This window comes from Amycolatopsis sp. cmx-11-12, assembly GCF_046269425.1.
Lineage (GTDB): Bacteria > Actinomycetota > Actinomycetes > Mycobacteriales > Pseudonocardiaceae > Amycolatopsis.
Genome location: NZ_JADNQM010000025.1, coordinates 101,285 through 116,830 on the forward strand (window position 1 = coordinate 101,285; position 15,546 = coordinate 116,830).

General features: G+C 63.8%; 13 protein-coding genes. 9 read left to right on the forward strand and 4 right to left on the reverse strand.

Features of this window, described 5'->3' with window-relative positions; translation table 11 throughout:
- The 9 genes from ACLARN_RS29430 (at position 1) to ACLARN_RS29470 (ending at position 9,651) form a co-directional block, all read left to right on the forward strand.
- A complete protein-coding gene (locus ACLARN_RS29430) occupies positions 1 to 885 on the forward strand; it encodes a replication-relaxation family protein (RefSeq protein ID WP_409494717.1) in 885 nt (294 codons plus the stop codon).
- The gene (locus ACLARN_RS29435; RefSeq protein WP_409494718.1) at positions 885 to 1,979 is read left to right on the forward strand and encodes a ParB/RepB/Spo0J family partition protein; all 1,095 of its coding nucleotides are present in this window, start codon (positions 885 to 887) and stop codon (positions 1,977 to 1,979) included. The genes ACLARN_RS29430 and ACLARN_RS29435 overlap by 1 nt, the downstream gene beginning before the upstream one ends.
- A gap of 245 nt (positions 1,980 to 2,224) precedes the next feature.
- Positions 2,225 to 3,091 carry a hypothetical protein gene (locus tag ACLARN_RS29440; protein WP_409494719.1) on the forward strand — a complete coding sequence of 289 codons (867 nt, stop codon included), beginning with the start codon at positions 2,225 to 2,227 and terminating at the stop codon, positions 3,089 to 3,091.
- Positions 3,091 to 3,414: a hypothetical protein gene (locus ACLARN_RS29445; RefSeq protein WP_409494720.1), complete on the forward strand. Its 324-nt coding sequence runs from the start codon at positions 3,091 to 3,093 to the stop codon at positions 3,412 to 3,414. The genes ACLARN_RS29440 and ACLARN_RS29445 overlap by 1 nt, the downstream gene beginning before the upstream one ends.
- 10 nt (positions 3,415 to 3,424) lie before the next feature.
- Positions 3,425 to 5,851 (forward strand): hypothetical protein, encoded by a 2,427-nt coding sequence (locus ACLARN_RS29450; protein WP_409494721.1) that lies wholly within the window; start codon positions 3,425 to 3,427, stop codon positions 5,849 to 5,851.
- Positions 5,851 to 7,803 (forward strand): hypothetical protein, encoded by a 1,953-nt coding sequence (locus ACLARN_RS29455; RefSeq protein WP_409494722.1) that lies wholly within the window; start codon positions 5,851 to 5,853, stop codon positions 7,801 to 7,803. The genes ACLARN_RS29450 and ACLARN_RS29455 overlap by 1 nt, the downstream gene beginning before the upstream one ends.
- Before the next feature lie 15 nt (positions 7,804 to 7,818).
- Positions 7,819 to 8,262 (forward strand): hypothetical protein, encoded by a 444-nt coding sequence (locus ACLARN_RS29460; RefSeq protein ID WP_409494723.1) that lies wholly within the window; start codon positions 7,819 to 7,821, stop codon positions 8,260 to 8,262.
- Positions 8,263 to 8,719: 457 nt separating this feature from the next.
- Positions 8,720 to 9,346 (forward strand): prepilin peptidase, encoded by a 627-nt coding sequence (locus tag ACLARN_RS29465; RefSeq protein ID WP_409494724.1) that lies wholly within the window; start codon positions 8,720 to 8,722, stop codon positions 9,344 to 9,346.
- Positions 9,347 to 9,408: 62 nt separating this feature from the next.
- Positions 9,409 to 9,651 (forward strand): hypothetical protein, encoded by a 243-nt coding sequence (locus tag ACLARN_RS29470; RefSeq protein ID WP_409494725.1) that lies wholly within the window; start codon positions 9,409 to 9,411, stop codon positions 9,649 to 9,651.
- A gap of 10 nt (positions 9,652 to 9,661) precedes the next feature.
- On the opposite strand, the gene ACLARN_RS29475 is transcribed toward ACLARN_RS29470, so the two are convergent.
- The 4 genes from ACLARN_RS29475 to ACLARN_RS29490 all read right to left on the reverse strand — a co-directional run bounded on the left by ACLARN_RS29475 (position 9,662) and on the right by ACLARN_RS29490 (position 14,745).
- Complete coding sequence (locus ACLARN_RS29475) at positions 9,662 to 10,069, reverse strand: hypothetical protein (RefSeq protein WP_409494726.1); 408 nt, start codon at positions 10,067 to 10,069, stop codon at positions 9,662 to 9,664.
- On the reverse strand, positions 10,066 to 11,121 hold the full coding sequence (locus tag ACLARN_RS29480) for a hypothetical protein (RefSeq protein WP_409494727.1): 1,056 nt from the start codon (positions 11,119 to 11,121) through the stop codon (positions 10,066 to 10,068). The genes ACLARN_RS29475 and ACLARN_RS29480 overlap by 4 nt, the downstream gene beginning before the upstream one ends.
- A gap of 568 nt (positions 11,122 to 11,689) precedes the next feature.
- Positions 11,690 to 12,787, reverse strand: coding sequence for a pentapeptide repeat-containing protein (locus ACLARN_RS29485; RefSeq protein ID WP_409494728.1), 1,098 nt, complete (start codon positions 12,785 to 12,787; stop codon positions 11,690 to 11,692).
- Positions 12,788 to 13,839: 1,052 nt separating this feature from the next.
- Positions 13,840 to 14,745: a helix-turn-helix domain-containing protein gene (locus ACLARN_RS29490; RefSeq protein ID WP_409494729.1), complete on the reverse strand. Its 906-nt coding sequence runs from the start codon at positions 14,743 to 14,745 to the stop codon at positions 13,840 to 13,842.
- Positions 14,746 to 15,546: the final 801 nt, after the last annotated feature.

Consider the following 15,546-nt stretch of genomic DNA (forward strand, 5'->3'; position numbering starts at 1 on the left):
ATGCAGCGACTCGACCCCTTCAAGCGCGAGGCCCTGACAGTTCTCTACTGGCACCGCATGGTCTCCACGGAGCAGGTGCGACGGTTGATCGCGCCGGCCACGCCGATCCGCACTGTCCAGCACAAGCTCCTTGCCCTACGAGCAAACGGTCTTGCCGACGGTTTGCACCGGCACCACGCTCCCAGGACCTGGCACGTCACCGAGAGTGGTGCGGAACTGGTCGAGGAGTCCGGGCGAGTTGATGCCCGCCCGTACCGCATCCCGCGGGCGGCTGTGGTGGAGCTGCTGCAGGATCATGCGCTCGACGTCGTCGAAACCGGGCTCGCCTTTACGACGACGGCGCGCCGGCGTGGGGATGAATGCGGGCCGCTGTCGTGGACTCCGGAGGTCGCGCACCGGTTTCGAGACGGCCGTGGACGGCGCCAGGGCGTTGTCATCGCGGATGCGGTGCTTGATTACGTCCTTGACGAAGACGGGCGACGGTCACAGCGCACGTTCTTCATCGAGCTGGACCGCGCGACCATGCCCGTCGCCCGGCTAGCGCAGAAGCTCTGCTCCTACGTCCATTACCACGACTACATCCCCGGCAAGCCGAACTCGGCTGGGCGTCCCGCATGGCGAAGCCGGTACGCGCGCTTCCCGCGGCTTCTCATCGTCCTATCCGGCGCTGCCGAGCACGTCCTTGAGCGGCGGCTCGCGGACCTGCGGGCTTACGCACAGGCGATGCACGGCCTAGCGCTCGCCGGCGATCGCTTGTGCGCGCTGGGGACGACGCTGCGGAGACTTCGAGACCACGGACCGGCAGCCGACATCGCACTGCCGCTGCTCGCCGAGAGTGGCGCGCCGGTATCCGCGTTCGCCTGGCCCAAGGCCGGTGGATCATGATGGACGAGCCTGTTGACCTCGTCGAGCAGCTCGGGTGCTCGTCTCGGTTGCGCCAGCGTCGGTTCACCTTGCTGCCGCTGCGAGGTGAAGGAACTCCGTTCACGGACTCGCAGGGACGGGCACCCGGCGACAGCACCGCGCCTGAGGAACTCGCTGACCTGATCTCCTCCATCGCGACCGTCGGCGTCCTTCAACCGGTTCTCGTCGAAGAGATAGACGTCGCCGATAAGGCGCCCGCCATGAGGCTGACGGCGGGGGAACGCCGCCTGAGGGCATGCCGGTGGGGAGCGGTCCACAAGCCGGAAAACCCGCACTTCACCGCACTCCCGGCGGTCATCTGCCCCGGACCGCTGTCGGATGAGGAACGCCGGATCTGGCAGCTGGTCGAGAACCTCGCTCGCGAGAACCTGCGCCCTGGTGAGCTGGCGGCCGCGCTCGTCCTCGATCGCTGCGCGGTGCTGCTGGGCAAGCTGATCGCGCACGGCTACAAGGTTCCCGCCGACGTTTACGCCATTGACGACCCGATCGCCCGGTTCTCCGCCATGGAGCGGATCCGCGGCGCCGACAAGAAATGCGCGGCGCCGTGGTCCCAGGTCCTGTCCCGCCTCGGCCTGCAGCTGACTCCGCGGAAGGCGCGCGAGCTGGTGCGCGCGTTCGCCGAGATGCCCCGCGAGATCGCCGAAGAGATGGATGAGGCCAAGATCAGCCTTAACACCCGCATCCGGTTCATCGAGCTCAACCGCGGGCGGGCGCAGGCCGCACAGGACATCTGGGCCGCGGTGAAGAAGACCAACCGGACCCGGTTGCTGAGCTCGGCCTTGACCGCTGCGGCCGACCCGACGATCACTCCTGACGGAGCTCTTGCCGAAGCCGAGCAACTGCATGAACAAGCGGACAGTGCACGAGCCGACAAGCTCCGCGCTGACTCATCAGTGACCGCTGACTCCGTCCAGTTCGTGGAACAACGACTTGTCGACAACACCCTCGCCAGCCTTCGTCTCCTGACCGCCGCGCTGGCTCGCGGTGCCCGGCTCTCCGCGCACGATCTGGCGTCGCTCCGCCTCCTGACCGATCAGCTCAACGGAACGGAGTGAGCCCCTTGTCCGTCTTCCTCGGCCTGCCCACCGGCGCCGTGCCGGCCGCGCGGTGCGACTGCAGGCGCTGCCCCTGGTACGCGGGCACCGACGCCGAACCCGGTGCGGTGATCGCGCCACTCTGTTCCGGGTGCAACTCGGACTGCAGCTACTGCGGCTGCGCACGCGCAGAGACCGCGCAGACGGGAACCGCGTGCTCGAGCTGCCCGGTTCGATGCGGTTCTCGAACCGACATCAAGGCGTGGATGGCCGATGTCGGGGAGACCCTCGAGTTCGACGACGTCGTCGTCCGCGGCCGCTTGCCCGAAAGCTTGCCCTCCTTCATTCCGCAGGTCGACGGATCCGGCGCCGGCGACCTCGACGCCGCGTTGGGCTGGCCCGCCTACGCCGTCGGTCTGCGTCGCGTGTTCTCTCCGCAGACGCACGCCATCTATCCCCGTTGGGATCAACCAGCGACGGCCGCGGAAGCGTTAGGTCTCCCGGCAACGACACTGACCGTCCTCTCGGGGTACGGAGAGGACCCGCTGGTCGAAGCGTTCTGGACGGCACGGCACCGCGATCGGCTGCTCGACCGGCTGGCGACGCTCGAGTTCGATCTCGTCCTGGCCCCCAACTACTCGGTCTACGGCAACTGGCCGCGCGCCGAACACCTGATCAACATGCGCAGGTCGCTGCTGCTCGCGGAGGAATTCGTCAGGGCCGGTATGCCGGCCGTCCCGAACCTCTACTGGTTCCGGCTCGAGGACCTCCAGCGGTACGCCGCGTGGATCGCCGACACGGCACCGCCCGCCATCGCAATCAACCTCCAGACCGTGCGCGAGAACAAGAACTGGGAAACCTGGGCGTTGCCCGGTCTCACCTGGCTCGCGGAGAACATCCCGGACGACCTCCCGGTCATCATCACCGGCCTGTCCCGCCAAGACCGCATCGCCACCGCCGTCGAGCTGTTCGACACCAGGCTGATTCTCGTCAGCCAGAACCCGGCGCAGTACGCGCTCCACGGAGCCGTGATGACTCCGGAAGGGCGCAAGGACCTGAAAGCCCGCATCCCGGACGCCTTCGCGAGCTCGGTGCGCTACCTGGCTTCGCTCTTACCCGACAGAGGAAACTGATGCAGCGGACGCTCTGGATTCTGCTCGGCTGGTCATCCGAGTACGGTGCCGCCACGACCGTCGTCGCGGTGCTCGGTATCGATCAGGGAGACGACGGTCGGATCGACCGGTACATCGAATGGGTCCCGCGGGAGTATCAACGCTGCCTCACCTGGCGCGAACGCATCGCTTCGACCTCGGAGGGTGATCTCCGCGCTCACATGGAGATCTGGGAGAACTCGCTCACCGCACCCGCCGCACGCATCGACCTCATCCCCTCGGCGCCTGATCTCGCTGCCGCTGTTCAGTCCCAGCTCGACGACCTGCTCGGTAGCGCCGGCTGATCGAGTCTCCATGGGAACGAATTCCAAAACCAAGCACGCGGCCTACTCTGTCGGCCCTTCGGCTTCGGAGGGGCTGCCGCTCGAGGACGGTCCGAAGTCGACTGATGTTGAGATCGCCTTGTCGGTCGTCGAAGGCTTCGCCCTCAACGGAGTTGATCCCGAGAACCCCTTCGAGCCAACGACGCTCGACCTGCCCGATGACATCGAAGAACGGTACGCGATGTTCGTGGAGGCGGTCCACGAGGCCCAAGGGGAAATCGCGAAACTGAGCGGTGATCCAACCGAGTTCGAGGATGCCTTGCATACCCAGTGCGAGCTGTTCCTGAACGGCCTGACCCAGGATGAGCTCAAGGAACTCGCTGCCGCACAGGGCTTCAAGTACCCAGGGCTGGTGGGATTGTCCGAGACCAACGGAAACCCACTGGTGCACTGGCTCGATCCGTCCTATCCGGACGATGCAGGCACGAAGCAGATGATCCAGAGCGTCGCGATCAACAGGTTCGCGGCTTTGTGCTCCGGTGAAACCGTCGGTGGCAAGACCCTCGAGCAGTGGCAACAGTTGGGCACGAGTCTGGTCCCGACGCCGAGCCACAGCGTGCCTCCGGGCTTCACGTCCTGGACGCCGACAGCTGCCGAAGTGCAGGCAGTACAGGAAACGATCAACTCCGCTGCTGGTGCCGTCGAGACAGCCAAGGCCAACGGCTCGTGGGCTGATCCCGACCTCGTCTCGACTCTCATCGCCGCGGAAAACAAGCTTGCGACCGCCCACAGCCCGGCGCTGGATGACTTGGAGACGATACGTTCCGCGGCGAAGCATCAAGTCGACCAGGCGTTCACGGACATCGGTCCACATGAACTCTCCACCGCGATACAAGCTGCGAAAGACGACGACCAGATCGCGCCTTTCCAGGCCAAGGTACTCAATGCCCACCAGGTTCTGAAGCTGCTGCGTGCGTCGACCGAGAAGCAGGAACGGCTCGATCTCGAGCACCTCGCCGTGGAGCGCGCTGCAACGAAGGTGACGTTCGAAGCCAACATCGCCGAGCTGCAAAAAGCACTTGGTCCCGGTGGCCTACCCAGCCTCGCCGAGCCAGGCGGCATCGCGGCGATGAGCAAGTTCCTTGATCATTCGCACCAGGCGGGCGTCGCCTACATGGACATGGGCGGTTGGAAACCGGTCGAGCCGACACTCGCGCACAACGTGACTCTCCAAGTCGCGCACACCGAGATCGCGCCGTGGGTAGACCAGCAAGAACTGAAGGACCTACGAACCTTCGTCGTCTCCGCCGGCGTCCTCACAACCGAACAAGCTGCGGCTGCGACGAAATCCTTCTGCAAGTCGTTGCTGGTCCATCAAGCCTATGGGTCCACTGCGGCGGTCGCGTCGCTGAAACACAGTTTGCAAGAGAAGGTCGCACTCAAGAACAGCACGAAGTCATTGCCACCCAAGGCAGGGAAGGCCGCGAAGGCCCCCATCTTGGCGGCACCGAGGAGCGCGTTCGGTCGCCAGCACGCCGAGATGCTCTCGGCGCTGAAGCAGACCAAAGCCGCCCTCGTGGCCTTACCGAAATCGGTCGATCCGTCCGCTGTCGCGGCTTGGGACTTCGGAGCGGGTAAACCCGCACACCTCGGCGGGACACATCCGAAGACTCTGCACACCGGGCCAGACGGCAAAACCTGGCTCGCGAAAGGAGAAGCGACTCCACGAGGCGGCGCGGTCATCGCGGCCGAGGCCGCTACTTCGGGAGCACTTCAACGTGCAGGTCTGCCTGTGGTCCCCGTATTCGCCACCAAGATCAACGGAAAACCGGCCTCCGTGCAGCCGATGCTCGTCGGCGCGACCGAGATGTCCAACAATCCCTCCACCTGGTCGCAGACCGACGTCGACGACATCGTCCGCCTGCACGTCGCAAGTTGGGCTCTGGGGAACCACGATCCACACACCGGCAACGTCCTCCGGACAGGGGAGGGTGGCCTCGTCCCGATCGACCATGGTCAGTCGTTCAAGTTCTATGGTCAGGACAAGCTGTCGATGTCGTTCCGCCCGAACAACACGACGGCCGTCTACCACCAGGCGTACGACGCCTTCAAGGCGGGCAAGCTCGCCAAAGGAGTCCGGGTCAACCCTGCGGCCGCCCACTCGGTGATCAAGCACCTCGAATCGGTTCCAGACGCAGAGTGGCGTGGATTGCTGCGGGCGGCGGCCTACGCCGGCGCCGCGCAGAAGCAGATGAAGTGGGCTCCGGCGATGCGTGCGAGGGCGGCCAAGCACCATGGCACCGCCGAAACCTCGGTGACCACGAAACAGGTCGCCGAGGCCTTCCTCGACTACGCGGTCGAGCGCAAGAAGAACCTGCGCAAGGACTTCACCGAGTTCTTCCTCGGTGAGCTGAAGCTGTCGAACGCCGCGGCCCTGCAGCACGCGGGGGCGACCTGATGGGCACCAACTCCAAGACGGCTCACACGAGCTACTCGATCACGCCTTCGACCCCGTCAGCAGAGCCGGAACCTCCGGAGGAGGAGGTCTCCGCTGATGAGCAGGCACCGGCCGAAATGGACAGCTCCAAGGAACCGAGCGCTCAGCCGCTGACGCCTATCCCAGATACGCCGGACGTCGGTAAGCCGTTCGGCGAGCCAATTCTGGTGGGCGGAACCGACCTGCACGCATCGAGTGCCACCCTGGTGAGTTACGCCAGCGCCGAAGGCCCACGCACCGTTCTGCACGCACTGGTCAGCGAGGAGGCGGAAGAGAAGCTGCTCGACGCTATCAACGTCACCAAGGAGACGGCTCCAGTCCAGGTCGAGCAGGTCGTTCATGGCCGGCTGCCGGTCGACGAGCAGCACGGACTTGCCGACAAGATCATCGCGGCCGCGAAGAGCGTGAACCACCACCTCAAAGCGGGAGATCTCTCCGTCGGGAACCTCCCGTCGACAACAGAGCAGAAGATCAGTGACGCGAAGGCGGCCATGGCTGCCGCGGCCAAGGACGTCGGTGACAGTCCGGGACCGGCGGACTCCGCGATGCTCGCGCACTACGCGGCGAAGCTGGCAGACGTCGAGGCAGCGGCCGCCGCAGCGAAGAATGTTGGGCACGTCAACCCGTACCTGCACGAAGGTGTCGCGACGGTCACCGTGACGATGCCCGTGCTCGCGAGCGACACTGGCGATCACCGGGTCGCCGGTCTCCTGCGCGACGCGACACGGATCAAGCCGACCCTGGACTCTGAGACCGGCCAGGCCAGCTGGAACGGCATGGCGCGGTGGGAGAAGGTCGCCGGCAAGGAGTACGTGATCAACCTCGGCGATGGATTTCAAGCCGTCTACCGGCCTTACAGCGTCAACTCGCCGGAGACGACGGAGTTCTCCTTGCGCGGCAGGCTCGAGATCATCGCGCCCGCCGGCGAGGGGCATGGCCCGGACGTGGTCAAACGGCTCGGGCAGCTCAACCTGGCCAACCGCCCCATGACCCAGGCCGAAGGCGAGTACGGCTACCTCGGCGCGAACGTCAAGGCGCAGAACCTGGCAGGCAAAGCCGAGGTGCAGGCGGCCATCGCAACCGGCGAACAGCTCGAGGAGATGACGCGCCAAGAGCTCTTCCATGAGCGTGCTCACCTCGCTGTCGGCCTGGACGACATTCAGCTCGCGCGGTTCGCCAAAGACATCCAGTTGGACGCGCACACGCAGGCACTACCGACGAGGGTGAAGGTTCTGCGCGAAGCCGTAGCGAAGGTGACTGGGCACCAGACCGGCGAGGCACTCGCCGCCACCGCGGGCTACGACCCGGCTCCCCGGCGGTCCGGCGGCTGGCTCACGTGGAACCGGTTCGATGTCGGCAACTCGATGCCGAAGCTGACCGCCGCGTTCAAGGGCAAGGCCCTGGTCCACGCCACGTCGGCATCGGGGCTGAAGGCGATGCTGGCAAACGGTGTGCTCGCCTCCACCGAGCGCCGGACGTTGATGGGGGTGAGCCGCGGTGTCGGCATGAGCGAAGACCAGGACAAGCTCACCGGCGGGGCGAGTTCCGTCTTCCTGCGCGTGCTCGGCAAGCCACCGTCGGATGACGGCCCGAAGCTGGTGTGGGACCAACCTGAGCGGCTGATGCATCGCGCGGACTACTACGGCGCGAACGCGGACACCTACGGGGCCGTCAACCCCTCGAAGACCGGCAAGTACGCGTCGTCCACACGAGATCCCTTCAAGATCGCCGGCTTCTCCAGCCCCGCCAACGAGGTCATGTTCGGTGATGGAATCGATCTGCTGGGCGCTGAAGGACCGTCGAGAATCCTCTGCGAGAGCAAGAAGCAGCGGGACGAGATCCACACCATGTTCATGGCCAAAGGCATCACGCATATCGCCGGCAAGCCGATCGACGACGTTCTGAAGGTATGAAAGGAGAGATGACCCGTGAATCGTGAGATCGACCTCGACGAGACCGAGCGCATCCTTGAGAACCTGGTCACCGGCCGCACACAGAAGCGGGCTGACGACCTGCTGCCTGGCGCTGAACTCGATATCGACGGCGGCCAACGGGTCGCGCTGGCCAGGCACATACGTCGGGACACGGACGAGCCCGCCCTCTTCTGGATCCGGCCACTGAGTGCGGCAGACCAAGACCCGGAAACGCGGCTACCCGTCTTCGACCAGGCGATTGTCCGACGTCGGGCGCTCCACATCACCGCGGCACGGCTCGATGGCCCGCGTCTCCGGCTCGACCTTGTCGGTGGCGCGACGGTGACCGTGCAGCCGGCGAGGTCCGGCCGGCTCTTGGTCCTGCAGGACTTCGACACCTGGATGACCACGATCCCCGCTGGCGAACGCGAGGGCCTCGAAGCGCTCGATCACGACTGATCTTCACCGCATCGCGCGACTCATCACCGGGGCTTGTCTCGGGTATGAGTGCGACTTCAGAACCTCAGCTGTGCGACGTCGAATGGGTCGCCGAACACCACGAGGCGCACGGTCAGCTGCTTGTTCGCGGCTCCTCGCTCGGCGAGATCATCACGAAGGCGACAGGGGCGCTCGCCGACCACTTCCCTCCCGTGGGCCAGGCGGGTTTGCGTGTGCGGCCCGGGTGGTGGTGCGTGACTACCTGCGAGTGCCGCCGTGGGTTCGCGGTCTCGAATCATCCGGGGTGGCACTACCGCCGTGCACGTTCGAACGAAGTCGGTTCTTGGTACGGCGCCGAGGTCCGGTTCGGCCTGCGGGCAAGACTTTCACACGGTCGAGCGACGTGAAGGCCGATTCGGCAGGCCAGCCGCCGAGCCCGTGTGACGATCACCGGATGGACGAGGGCTGCGACCGCTAGATGAACATCGACCTGCGCATCGTCGTGGGGTTCGTCCTCGGCGGCGGCTTGGCCACGGTATCGGCACTGCTGTTCCGTGCCACTCTCAACACAACGCCCAAGCGCGCACACTACATCGCGATTGTGGCCGCAGCCGCCGTGATCGGAGCGGCTGCCGCCGTTTGGCCGCCCAGTCTGGTTGCCGCAGGCGCCCTCCTTGCGATGATCGGCGTGCCGGCCGCCGCTGTCGACGTCGTCGAACACCGGGTACCGGACTGGCTCACTGCGCCCCTGGCCGTGGGGGTGGTCATCACGCTGGTCACCGCGGCGCTGATTACCGATTCGGCGCCGTCGTTGACCATGGCGCTCGTCGGGGCCATGGTGTGGGGCGGCGTGCTGCTGGTGTCGTTCCTCCTCACCGGCGATCCAGGACCCGGCGACGTCAAGCTGGCGCCGAGCCTGGGGATGCTGCTTGGCTGGCTGGGGTGGAAGTGGCTCCTGACCGGGATCGTCGGTTCCTATCTGCTGGCCGCCCTGCTCGCCGGGCTCGGCCTGCTCGTGAAGCGTTGGAGCCTTCGTGACGGTCGTATACCGCTCGCGCCGCCGATGCTGGCCGCCACCATTCTGAGCGCGACGTTGGCCGCGTGAATCGAACGCACGGGGAGAACGCCATGTTCTGAGGGCTCAGACACCAGCGAAGGAGCCCGCCGATGTACGAACCTCCGTGGTACGACCAGGACCTCGAACAAGCCGCATCGAACGCGGCCCAGCGTTTCGACCTCGATGATGACGAGGCCCGTGAATTGGTCGAGATGGTCGTCGACGCACTGGAAGAAGGTGGCGACGCCGTCGGCGACGCGGCCTGGGACGTTGAGAACGAACATCCCGGTGTTCCAGGTGAAGACTTCGTCGAGGACGTCGCCGCGGACCTCGGTTACGAAGACCTGCTGTGAGCTGACCGGTTCAGTACTCGGCGTCAGCCGTGCCCGGCTTCGCTAGCCATCGCTCCCGGCCGTCGCGCGGCTGTCCGCCGATGAACCCATCCCAGCAGACCACCTCGTGGGCCACATCCGTACCGAGAAGCCGTGGGTCCAAAGTGGACGAGACGTGGTTGTACGTCAGCACGAGGTTGCTGCCCTGCGTGATGACCTCCGCCATCTGGAGGTGGAAACGTGCCCACTCCAGATAGTTCTCGTACGATCGTTCCAGCTTCTTGACCAGGCGACGATGGAAGCCGTTCCGTTGCCGCGGAACATCTGCGATCTCGTCGAAAAGCTCTTTGGCACGAGCGAAGAAGTTCTCGGCCGCGAGACAGTGATGGGCCGCCGACATGACGGCGTCGGTCGGATTCGGTCGTTTGACTGCGATCATGGTTTCCTGCCTTGTTGCTCAGGTGGGGGAGCGTCGATCAGGTTGACCTTCTTGCCGATCCGGACCGGTGCGTCAGCCGGACCGCGCCAGTGGCCGGACACGACTTTCCAGCGGCGGAGCGAGTGGTTGGGTCCGTATGCTTGCCTTCGAAGGAACGGTGCGACGGGAAAGCGGACACCCACGGTGCGTCCGGTCGGCTCGAAGGCCCGCGCCGGTCGAGGTGGCGCCTTCCGGCTGACCGAGAGCACTCGGACCGGGTCCGTGGAGTGACCGGCTCGCGCGGACCGCTTCCGCAAGGTCTTCGGGAGGTGCTCGTCGGTAACGTCCGTGAAGCCGTTCGGCTGGCAGAAGATCCATCCGGCGTGGACTACGCGTAGCCAGTCGATCGTCGTCTTGGCGGCGGAGACCTTGGTTGGGTCAAGGACCTGCCCGCCCGGCTCGTCGGGGACGACGGCTTGGGTAGCTCCCCAGGGCATGTAGATCTCGTTGTCCCAGGTCAGCTCCGCATTCTGTGCGTGCGCGAGCCGGGCCGCTTCGGCCGCTGGGAAGCCCGCCGCGCGGAACTTGGCGATGACCGCTGCGAAGTCGGTGGCGCTCCAGAAGGTCAGCCAGAGTCCGCCGTCGGGATGGCTGATGAGGGTGGTTTCTCCCCAGGAGACGGCGACGATGGCGACTTCCTTGCCGTCTTCTCTGGCGTAGGTCGCCAGCGGTTCGGCGAAGAGCATGAAGCCGGTCAGCGCGGGCAAGTCCTGAGGTTCGATGTCCCAGCGGTCCCGAAGATTCCGGGCGGCATGGTGAACGAGCGACGTGATGTCGTTGGTGACGTAGAACAGCCGCGCTTGATGGAGCCGCCGGTACTCGTCTGCCAGCATCAACTCGGCGCCGATGTCCGGATCGCCGATCGGGCGAAGCGTTCCTCGGCCTTCGCGGACCATCGCCGAGGTGAACAGGTGAGCGACGGAGGTCGTTAGGTACTCGGCCAGGTGCTCGCGCAAGGCGGGAAGCTCACGCGGCTCGGGCGGGCACCAGGTTGTTTCAGCGTGCTCGGCCATGGCGACGCCCCGCGAACCGCTTCCGAACAGCCAACGACCTCGTGTTGATGTGCCGCATTGCGCCTCCCAAGAAACCTTGAGCACTAAGTAAACAAGGTTCAGGGTAAGCAAACTTTGTATACTTAGTCAACAAGGTTTGTTTGAGGCGAGACATGCCGCGATGCCGCTGGTCCGAGTCGGACGCGCAGGTCCCTGTTAGCTTCAGCCTGGTGAGCGGCGAAAACCATCGGGTGGAAGATGGCCGTCCGGCCGGCGAAGGGCTGACCCTTCGATATCTCGGGATGGTCGAAATCGGGGAGTGGTTCAGGGTCTCGCATCGGACGGTTGCCCTTTGGCGACGCCGTTACGCCGCTGATCACCCGTTTCCGGATCCGGATGTTGTCGTCGGTCGGACGCCTGGTTGGTCGCCCTCGCGCGAGTCAGAAATCCGGACGTGGGAACGAGCGCGGCCAGGCCAAGGCGTAGGTGGCGGCCGGCCGCGGAGGGTGCCCTAACAGTGCAAACTGGACGTCTCCGCCTGAGCGGCGGAGGTTTGAGGCTCGGGCGAGATTCGGTATTATTTCTTTCGTTAAATTGAAAGATTAGGACCTTGCGTCTCGACGAATGGGCCTAGGTCTACTGAAGTGGATTTGGTCTGAGATTCGTGCAGGTCAAACCTGCAATCATCTTGGGCTGCCCGAGTGAACTCTATGCTTCCCAATTCGAACGTCGAACCCTTGAAACTTATTGACGTTTCGTGATCAAATGTGGCAGCCGTAAAGTTGATGTCAGCGCGTAAGTATTTGCTTTTGCATAGATCCAGTACGCACCCTTCAAATGAGCAGTCTTCAAAGTTGAACCTGCTCGAGTCGGCGTTGTTATCGACGAGGTAGAGGTGAACGCTGGAAAAACTGGAGTCGTCGAAGTGGATTGTGGCATCCTTGAACTTGGCATTAAAGAAATGAATCTCCGCATCCCTGAATTTCGCGTCGTAAAAGTAAGTGGCCCCTCCGGTGAAGGTGCAGTAGTCGAAGAGGACTTCGCACTTTATAAAGTTGCACTCCGAGAAGCTCCCTTCGTCAAAGTATGCACCGGTGAAGTCTAGATCGCTTCCGCACCATGTGTCGCAATGGCTCGGGTTCTTCAGGTGCTCGCGGATAACTCGAAGCACAGTGGAGCGTACGGTTCTTTCGCCTTCTTTGTATATTGGAGACTCCGGGCTGGGATCGTAAGGCATGCGAACATATGCACACAATACGTCAATACATGCCTGCCGTCTGGACTTCCAGTCGTCGGCGAGTTGTGTCATGGCATATACGCCGGCTAGTCGGACGGCAGCGTTAGCGTGCCCTAGTTGTTCAGCTGCTTTTGCGTATAGATCGGCGAGGTGCTGGGCATCTGCACGGCTGGCATCGCCTTCGGCGACCCTTTGTTTCCTGTATGCGTACACACCTGTCAATACTGCTGCGATAAGAGCGGCGACAGTAAGGGTTGTCTTGATCAGATCCAGATTGCTTGTTGGCGGCTTGCTATCGCCTGCGAGCCTGTGTAGACCCCAGAAGATCAGGACGCATAGGCCTCCTGCGAACAGGACCGCCAGCGGTGCGGTAGTCCACATAGACCACAGCGAAGGGGCATGCTGCCCACCACTCTTCCTGCGATGCGTTCCCTTGTCGAGTTCTTTCATGCCTGTATGTCGTCAAGCACGTCCTGAATGTAACTGGCGGGCCCGATAGCAGTTGATCAGTCGGTGTCGGCGCTGGTGCGGCGTTGCAGGCACTTGATGCGAGAACGAGGGATGTCCGGCCGCGGGCGGGCGCTCCGTTACTCGAGGCCAGCCACACGCCTTGTTTGAGGACTGCCTTCGTGCCTGCATTTCTCTTGATCTGGCCAGTCGGGTGGCGGAAGCAACCGATGGGCCTGGTTGATGAGGACACTGATCGATCGCATGCGGATGCCGATCTCTTTGACGGCGTGCAGGACGTTGGAGCGGCCGCGACCAAAGTGCCCGGCGAAGGTTTGTGAACGCCCTACTGTCTGGCTGGGGGCGTCTCGCGCGTTGTCCGAACAAGGAGTTGGAGACGGCCGGCGTCGAGGACGCTGCGGCTAGCAGCAGTATGCGTAACAATCCCGGGTCTGTGTCCGACTGACGCCTCATGAAGGCGTACATCGTCACCGGAGCTGCGGCACTGCTGCTGGCCGGTTGTTCCAATGGGAGCCCTGCAGAGCCCGCCGCGTCCCTGTCGAGTACGCCGCCAATGACAGTGACCCTCAATGTCGGTGGGGTCGGTGGTGAGCATGTCTCATATACCGACCCCTTGGCGGCTGGCGGCGTAGGATCGGAGACCTTGCCGAACAGTCGCACACCATTCTCTAAGAAGATCATCGTGCCGAAGGGGGCCACTGTTGCTGTAACTCTTTCGGGCACTGCGGGTGCTGTGGTGATCCGGTGTTCTGTCACAGACGAAACTGACCGCTTGGTATTGATCGAAGGCAAGGAGAACTGCAGGTACGTCGCCAAATAGCCGCCCTCGCAGATGTCAAGAAGGCATAACTGGTTGCGCGCCACGCGTGGGTATCCGTACCCAGTGAGCTAGTGTGGGAAGTTTCCCTCGACTCCAGTCGTTAAGTGTCCGCAGCACAATCGAAGGGCTCAAGGAGTTGCGCGGGTGGGGTAGGCCACTGTCCGCGGGGGGGCATTGAAACCTGCATGTCACCTGGGCAGGGCGACTCGATATCTCACAGGTGGACTGCAAGGTTAATCTTCTCGGCGGATTCCCGTTTCCCCAGGGCGGTCTCGCGAAGTTCGTTCAGCTGCCGCAGATACGGTGCCATGTCTTCGGCTTCTTCCAGTACCAACATCGCGGTGGCGGTGTGTACGGCGAGGACGGAGTTGCCGTCGTAGTCTTCGAAGAGGCCGAAAGCCGTTTGAAAATCTTCGTCGAAGCTGTCGGTCGGGATGATGCGCACGTGGCAGTGCGGGACGCTCGAGGTGATCACCAACTGGAGGAGTTGTTCATTCAGGACGCTGCGCATGGTCGGGTCGTGGAGAGCGACTTCGTCGATGTAGAAGGTGGTTTCGAAGCTCGCTGTAACGCCTTGGAGTATTTGCTGCCGCGAGAGCCGTGCCTGCACGGCTTCCTTGACGAGTGGGTCCTTGGGGTTCCGGTTGTGTCGCAGCGTCACTTCCGCGTACTGCTCGCTCTGCAGCAATGAAGGGATTCGCCGCGGTTCGTAGAACGTCATGGTCTTGGCGCTCGTGTGCAGGAAATCGAAGGTCGGGAGCAGATCGGGTATGTTCTCTGGGTGGCGTTGGAGGTCGTAGCCGTTGGCTGATGACTCGGCCAACTTCGTCAGGCGATCGAACTCGGCTGGTGCCGACTTGGCTTTTGCCAAGTAGGCGACGACCTCTAGAACGGATCCCTCGCGTTGCCCGCTCTCCATTCGAGACACTTTCGGAGCTCCCCAGCCGAGTGGGCGGCAGATATCGACTTGAGCCAGGTTGGAAGCTTCTCGCACACGCCGCAACGCGGCACCGAGTTCCCGGCTCTTGGCTGTGGACTCCTCGACGTGCCTGGCTTGTGTCGGTGGTTTCGGTGCCGATTTGAACACGATGGATCGCTTTCTCAGGTCGGGCTTGGTCATGGCCACAGAGGACTTTGTGGCCAGAGTCGGTGGTGGAGTTCGGCTGGGACGAGTGCCGCCAGCGAGAGTCGGGCGGCGAGCACGTCCCTTGCAGCGAGGTCAAACCGTTCGCACGGCCACTGCTGGCCAAAGCAGATTGAGCAGACGAACGTGACGTCAGGGTCGGGCAGATGTGCGGTCAGGTCGCTTACCGAAGAGGCGACTTTGCCCAACGGGCTGTCGCTGTCGACGATCACGCAGTTCCACGACCGGATCGATGGTGGTTTTTCCATGACCGGGTCACCCGCCTCGGCTTCGTCACGGGAATGGCTAAGTCCTGTTCGGGTTACTCGACAAGCCGCCGTACGGCCTGCTGGTTTCGTGTGACAGTGGAAGTAGGGCTTCCAGGTAGGGCCGTGGCTGTGGAGGGAGAACGATGACGTCGCTTGGCTCGTCGTCCAGTACGTCAGGCTCTGCCGAAGGCCATCCTGTTTCCTCATTCTGTCGCTGCTGTCTGACCCTGGCGACGATCGCCAAAGCCGCCCAGTACGGCTGCCCTCGGAACAGGTGAATTCGACGGCGCCTTCTGAGCCGGCTGATGATGAGCCAGATCAGGCAAACGGTGACTGCGGCAGCGCCGACAGACCAGAACATCGACATCGCGGCCTGCTGGACGGCATTCGCTCAGAAGCCTTCGCGAAGCCGATAGGCCAGGCGGACGGAAACGCACGGCCAGGACTGTCCGCAGCACGAGCATCGGCCGTGGAGTGGATCGGTGTCGGGGAAAGGCGCGTGCACGGCGAGATACAGCGTCAGCAAGCT

Excerpts from the sequence above, each read along its gene's own strand:
- ACLARN_RS29470 (WP_409494725.1), top strand. The coding sequence starts at position 9,409 with ATGTACGAACCTCCGTGGTACGACCAGGACCTCGAACAAGCCGCATCG.
- ACLARN_RS29445 (WP_409494720.1), top strand. The coding sequence starts at position 3,091 with ATGCAGCGGACGCTCTGGATTCTGCTCGGCTGGTCATCCGAGTACGGT.
- ACLARN_RS29440 (WP_409494719.1), top strand. The coding sequence starts at position 2,225 with ATGGCCGATGTCGGGGAGACCCTCGAGTTCGACGACGTCGTCGTCCGC.
- ACLARN_RS29490 (WP_409494729.1), bottom strand. The coding sequence starts at position 14,745 with ATGACCAAGCCCGACCTGAGAAAGCGATCCATCGTGTTCAAATCGGCA.
- ACLARN_RS29485 (WP_409494728.1), bottom strand. The coding sequence starts at position 12,787 with ATGAAAGAACTCGACAAGGGAACGCATCGCAGGAAGAGTGGTGGGCAG.
- ACLARN_RS29455 (WP_409494722.1), top strand. The coding sequence starts at position 5,851 with ATGGGCACCAACTCCAAGACGGCTCACACGAGCTACTCGATCACGCCT.
- ACLARN_RS29475 (WP_409494726.1), bottom strand. The coding sequence starts at position 10,069 with ATGATCGCAGTCAAACGACCGAATCCGACCGACGCCGTCATGTCGGCG.
- ACLARN_RS29450 (WP_409494721.1), top strand. The coding sequence starts at position 3,425 with ATGGGAACGAATTCCAAAACCAAGCACGCGGCCTACTCTGTCGGCCCT.
- ACLARN_RS29465 (WP_409494724.1), top strand. The coding sequence starts at position 8,720 with ATGAACATCGACCTGCGCATCGTCGTGGGGTTCGTCCTCGGCGGCGGC.
- ACLARN_RS29430 (WP_409494717.1), top strand. The coding sequence starts at position 1 with ATGCAGCGACTCGACCCCTTCAAGCGCGAGGCCCTGACAGTTCTCTAC.
- ACLARN_RS29435 (WP_409494718.1), top strand. The coding sequence starts at position 885 with ATGGACGAGCCTGTTGACCTCGTCGAGCAGCTCGGGTGCTCGTCTCGG.
- ACLARN_RS29480 (WP_409494727.1), bottom strand. The coding sequence starts at position 11,121 with ATGGCCGAGCACGCTGAAACAACCTGGTGCCCGCCCGAGCCGCGTGAG.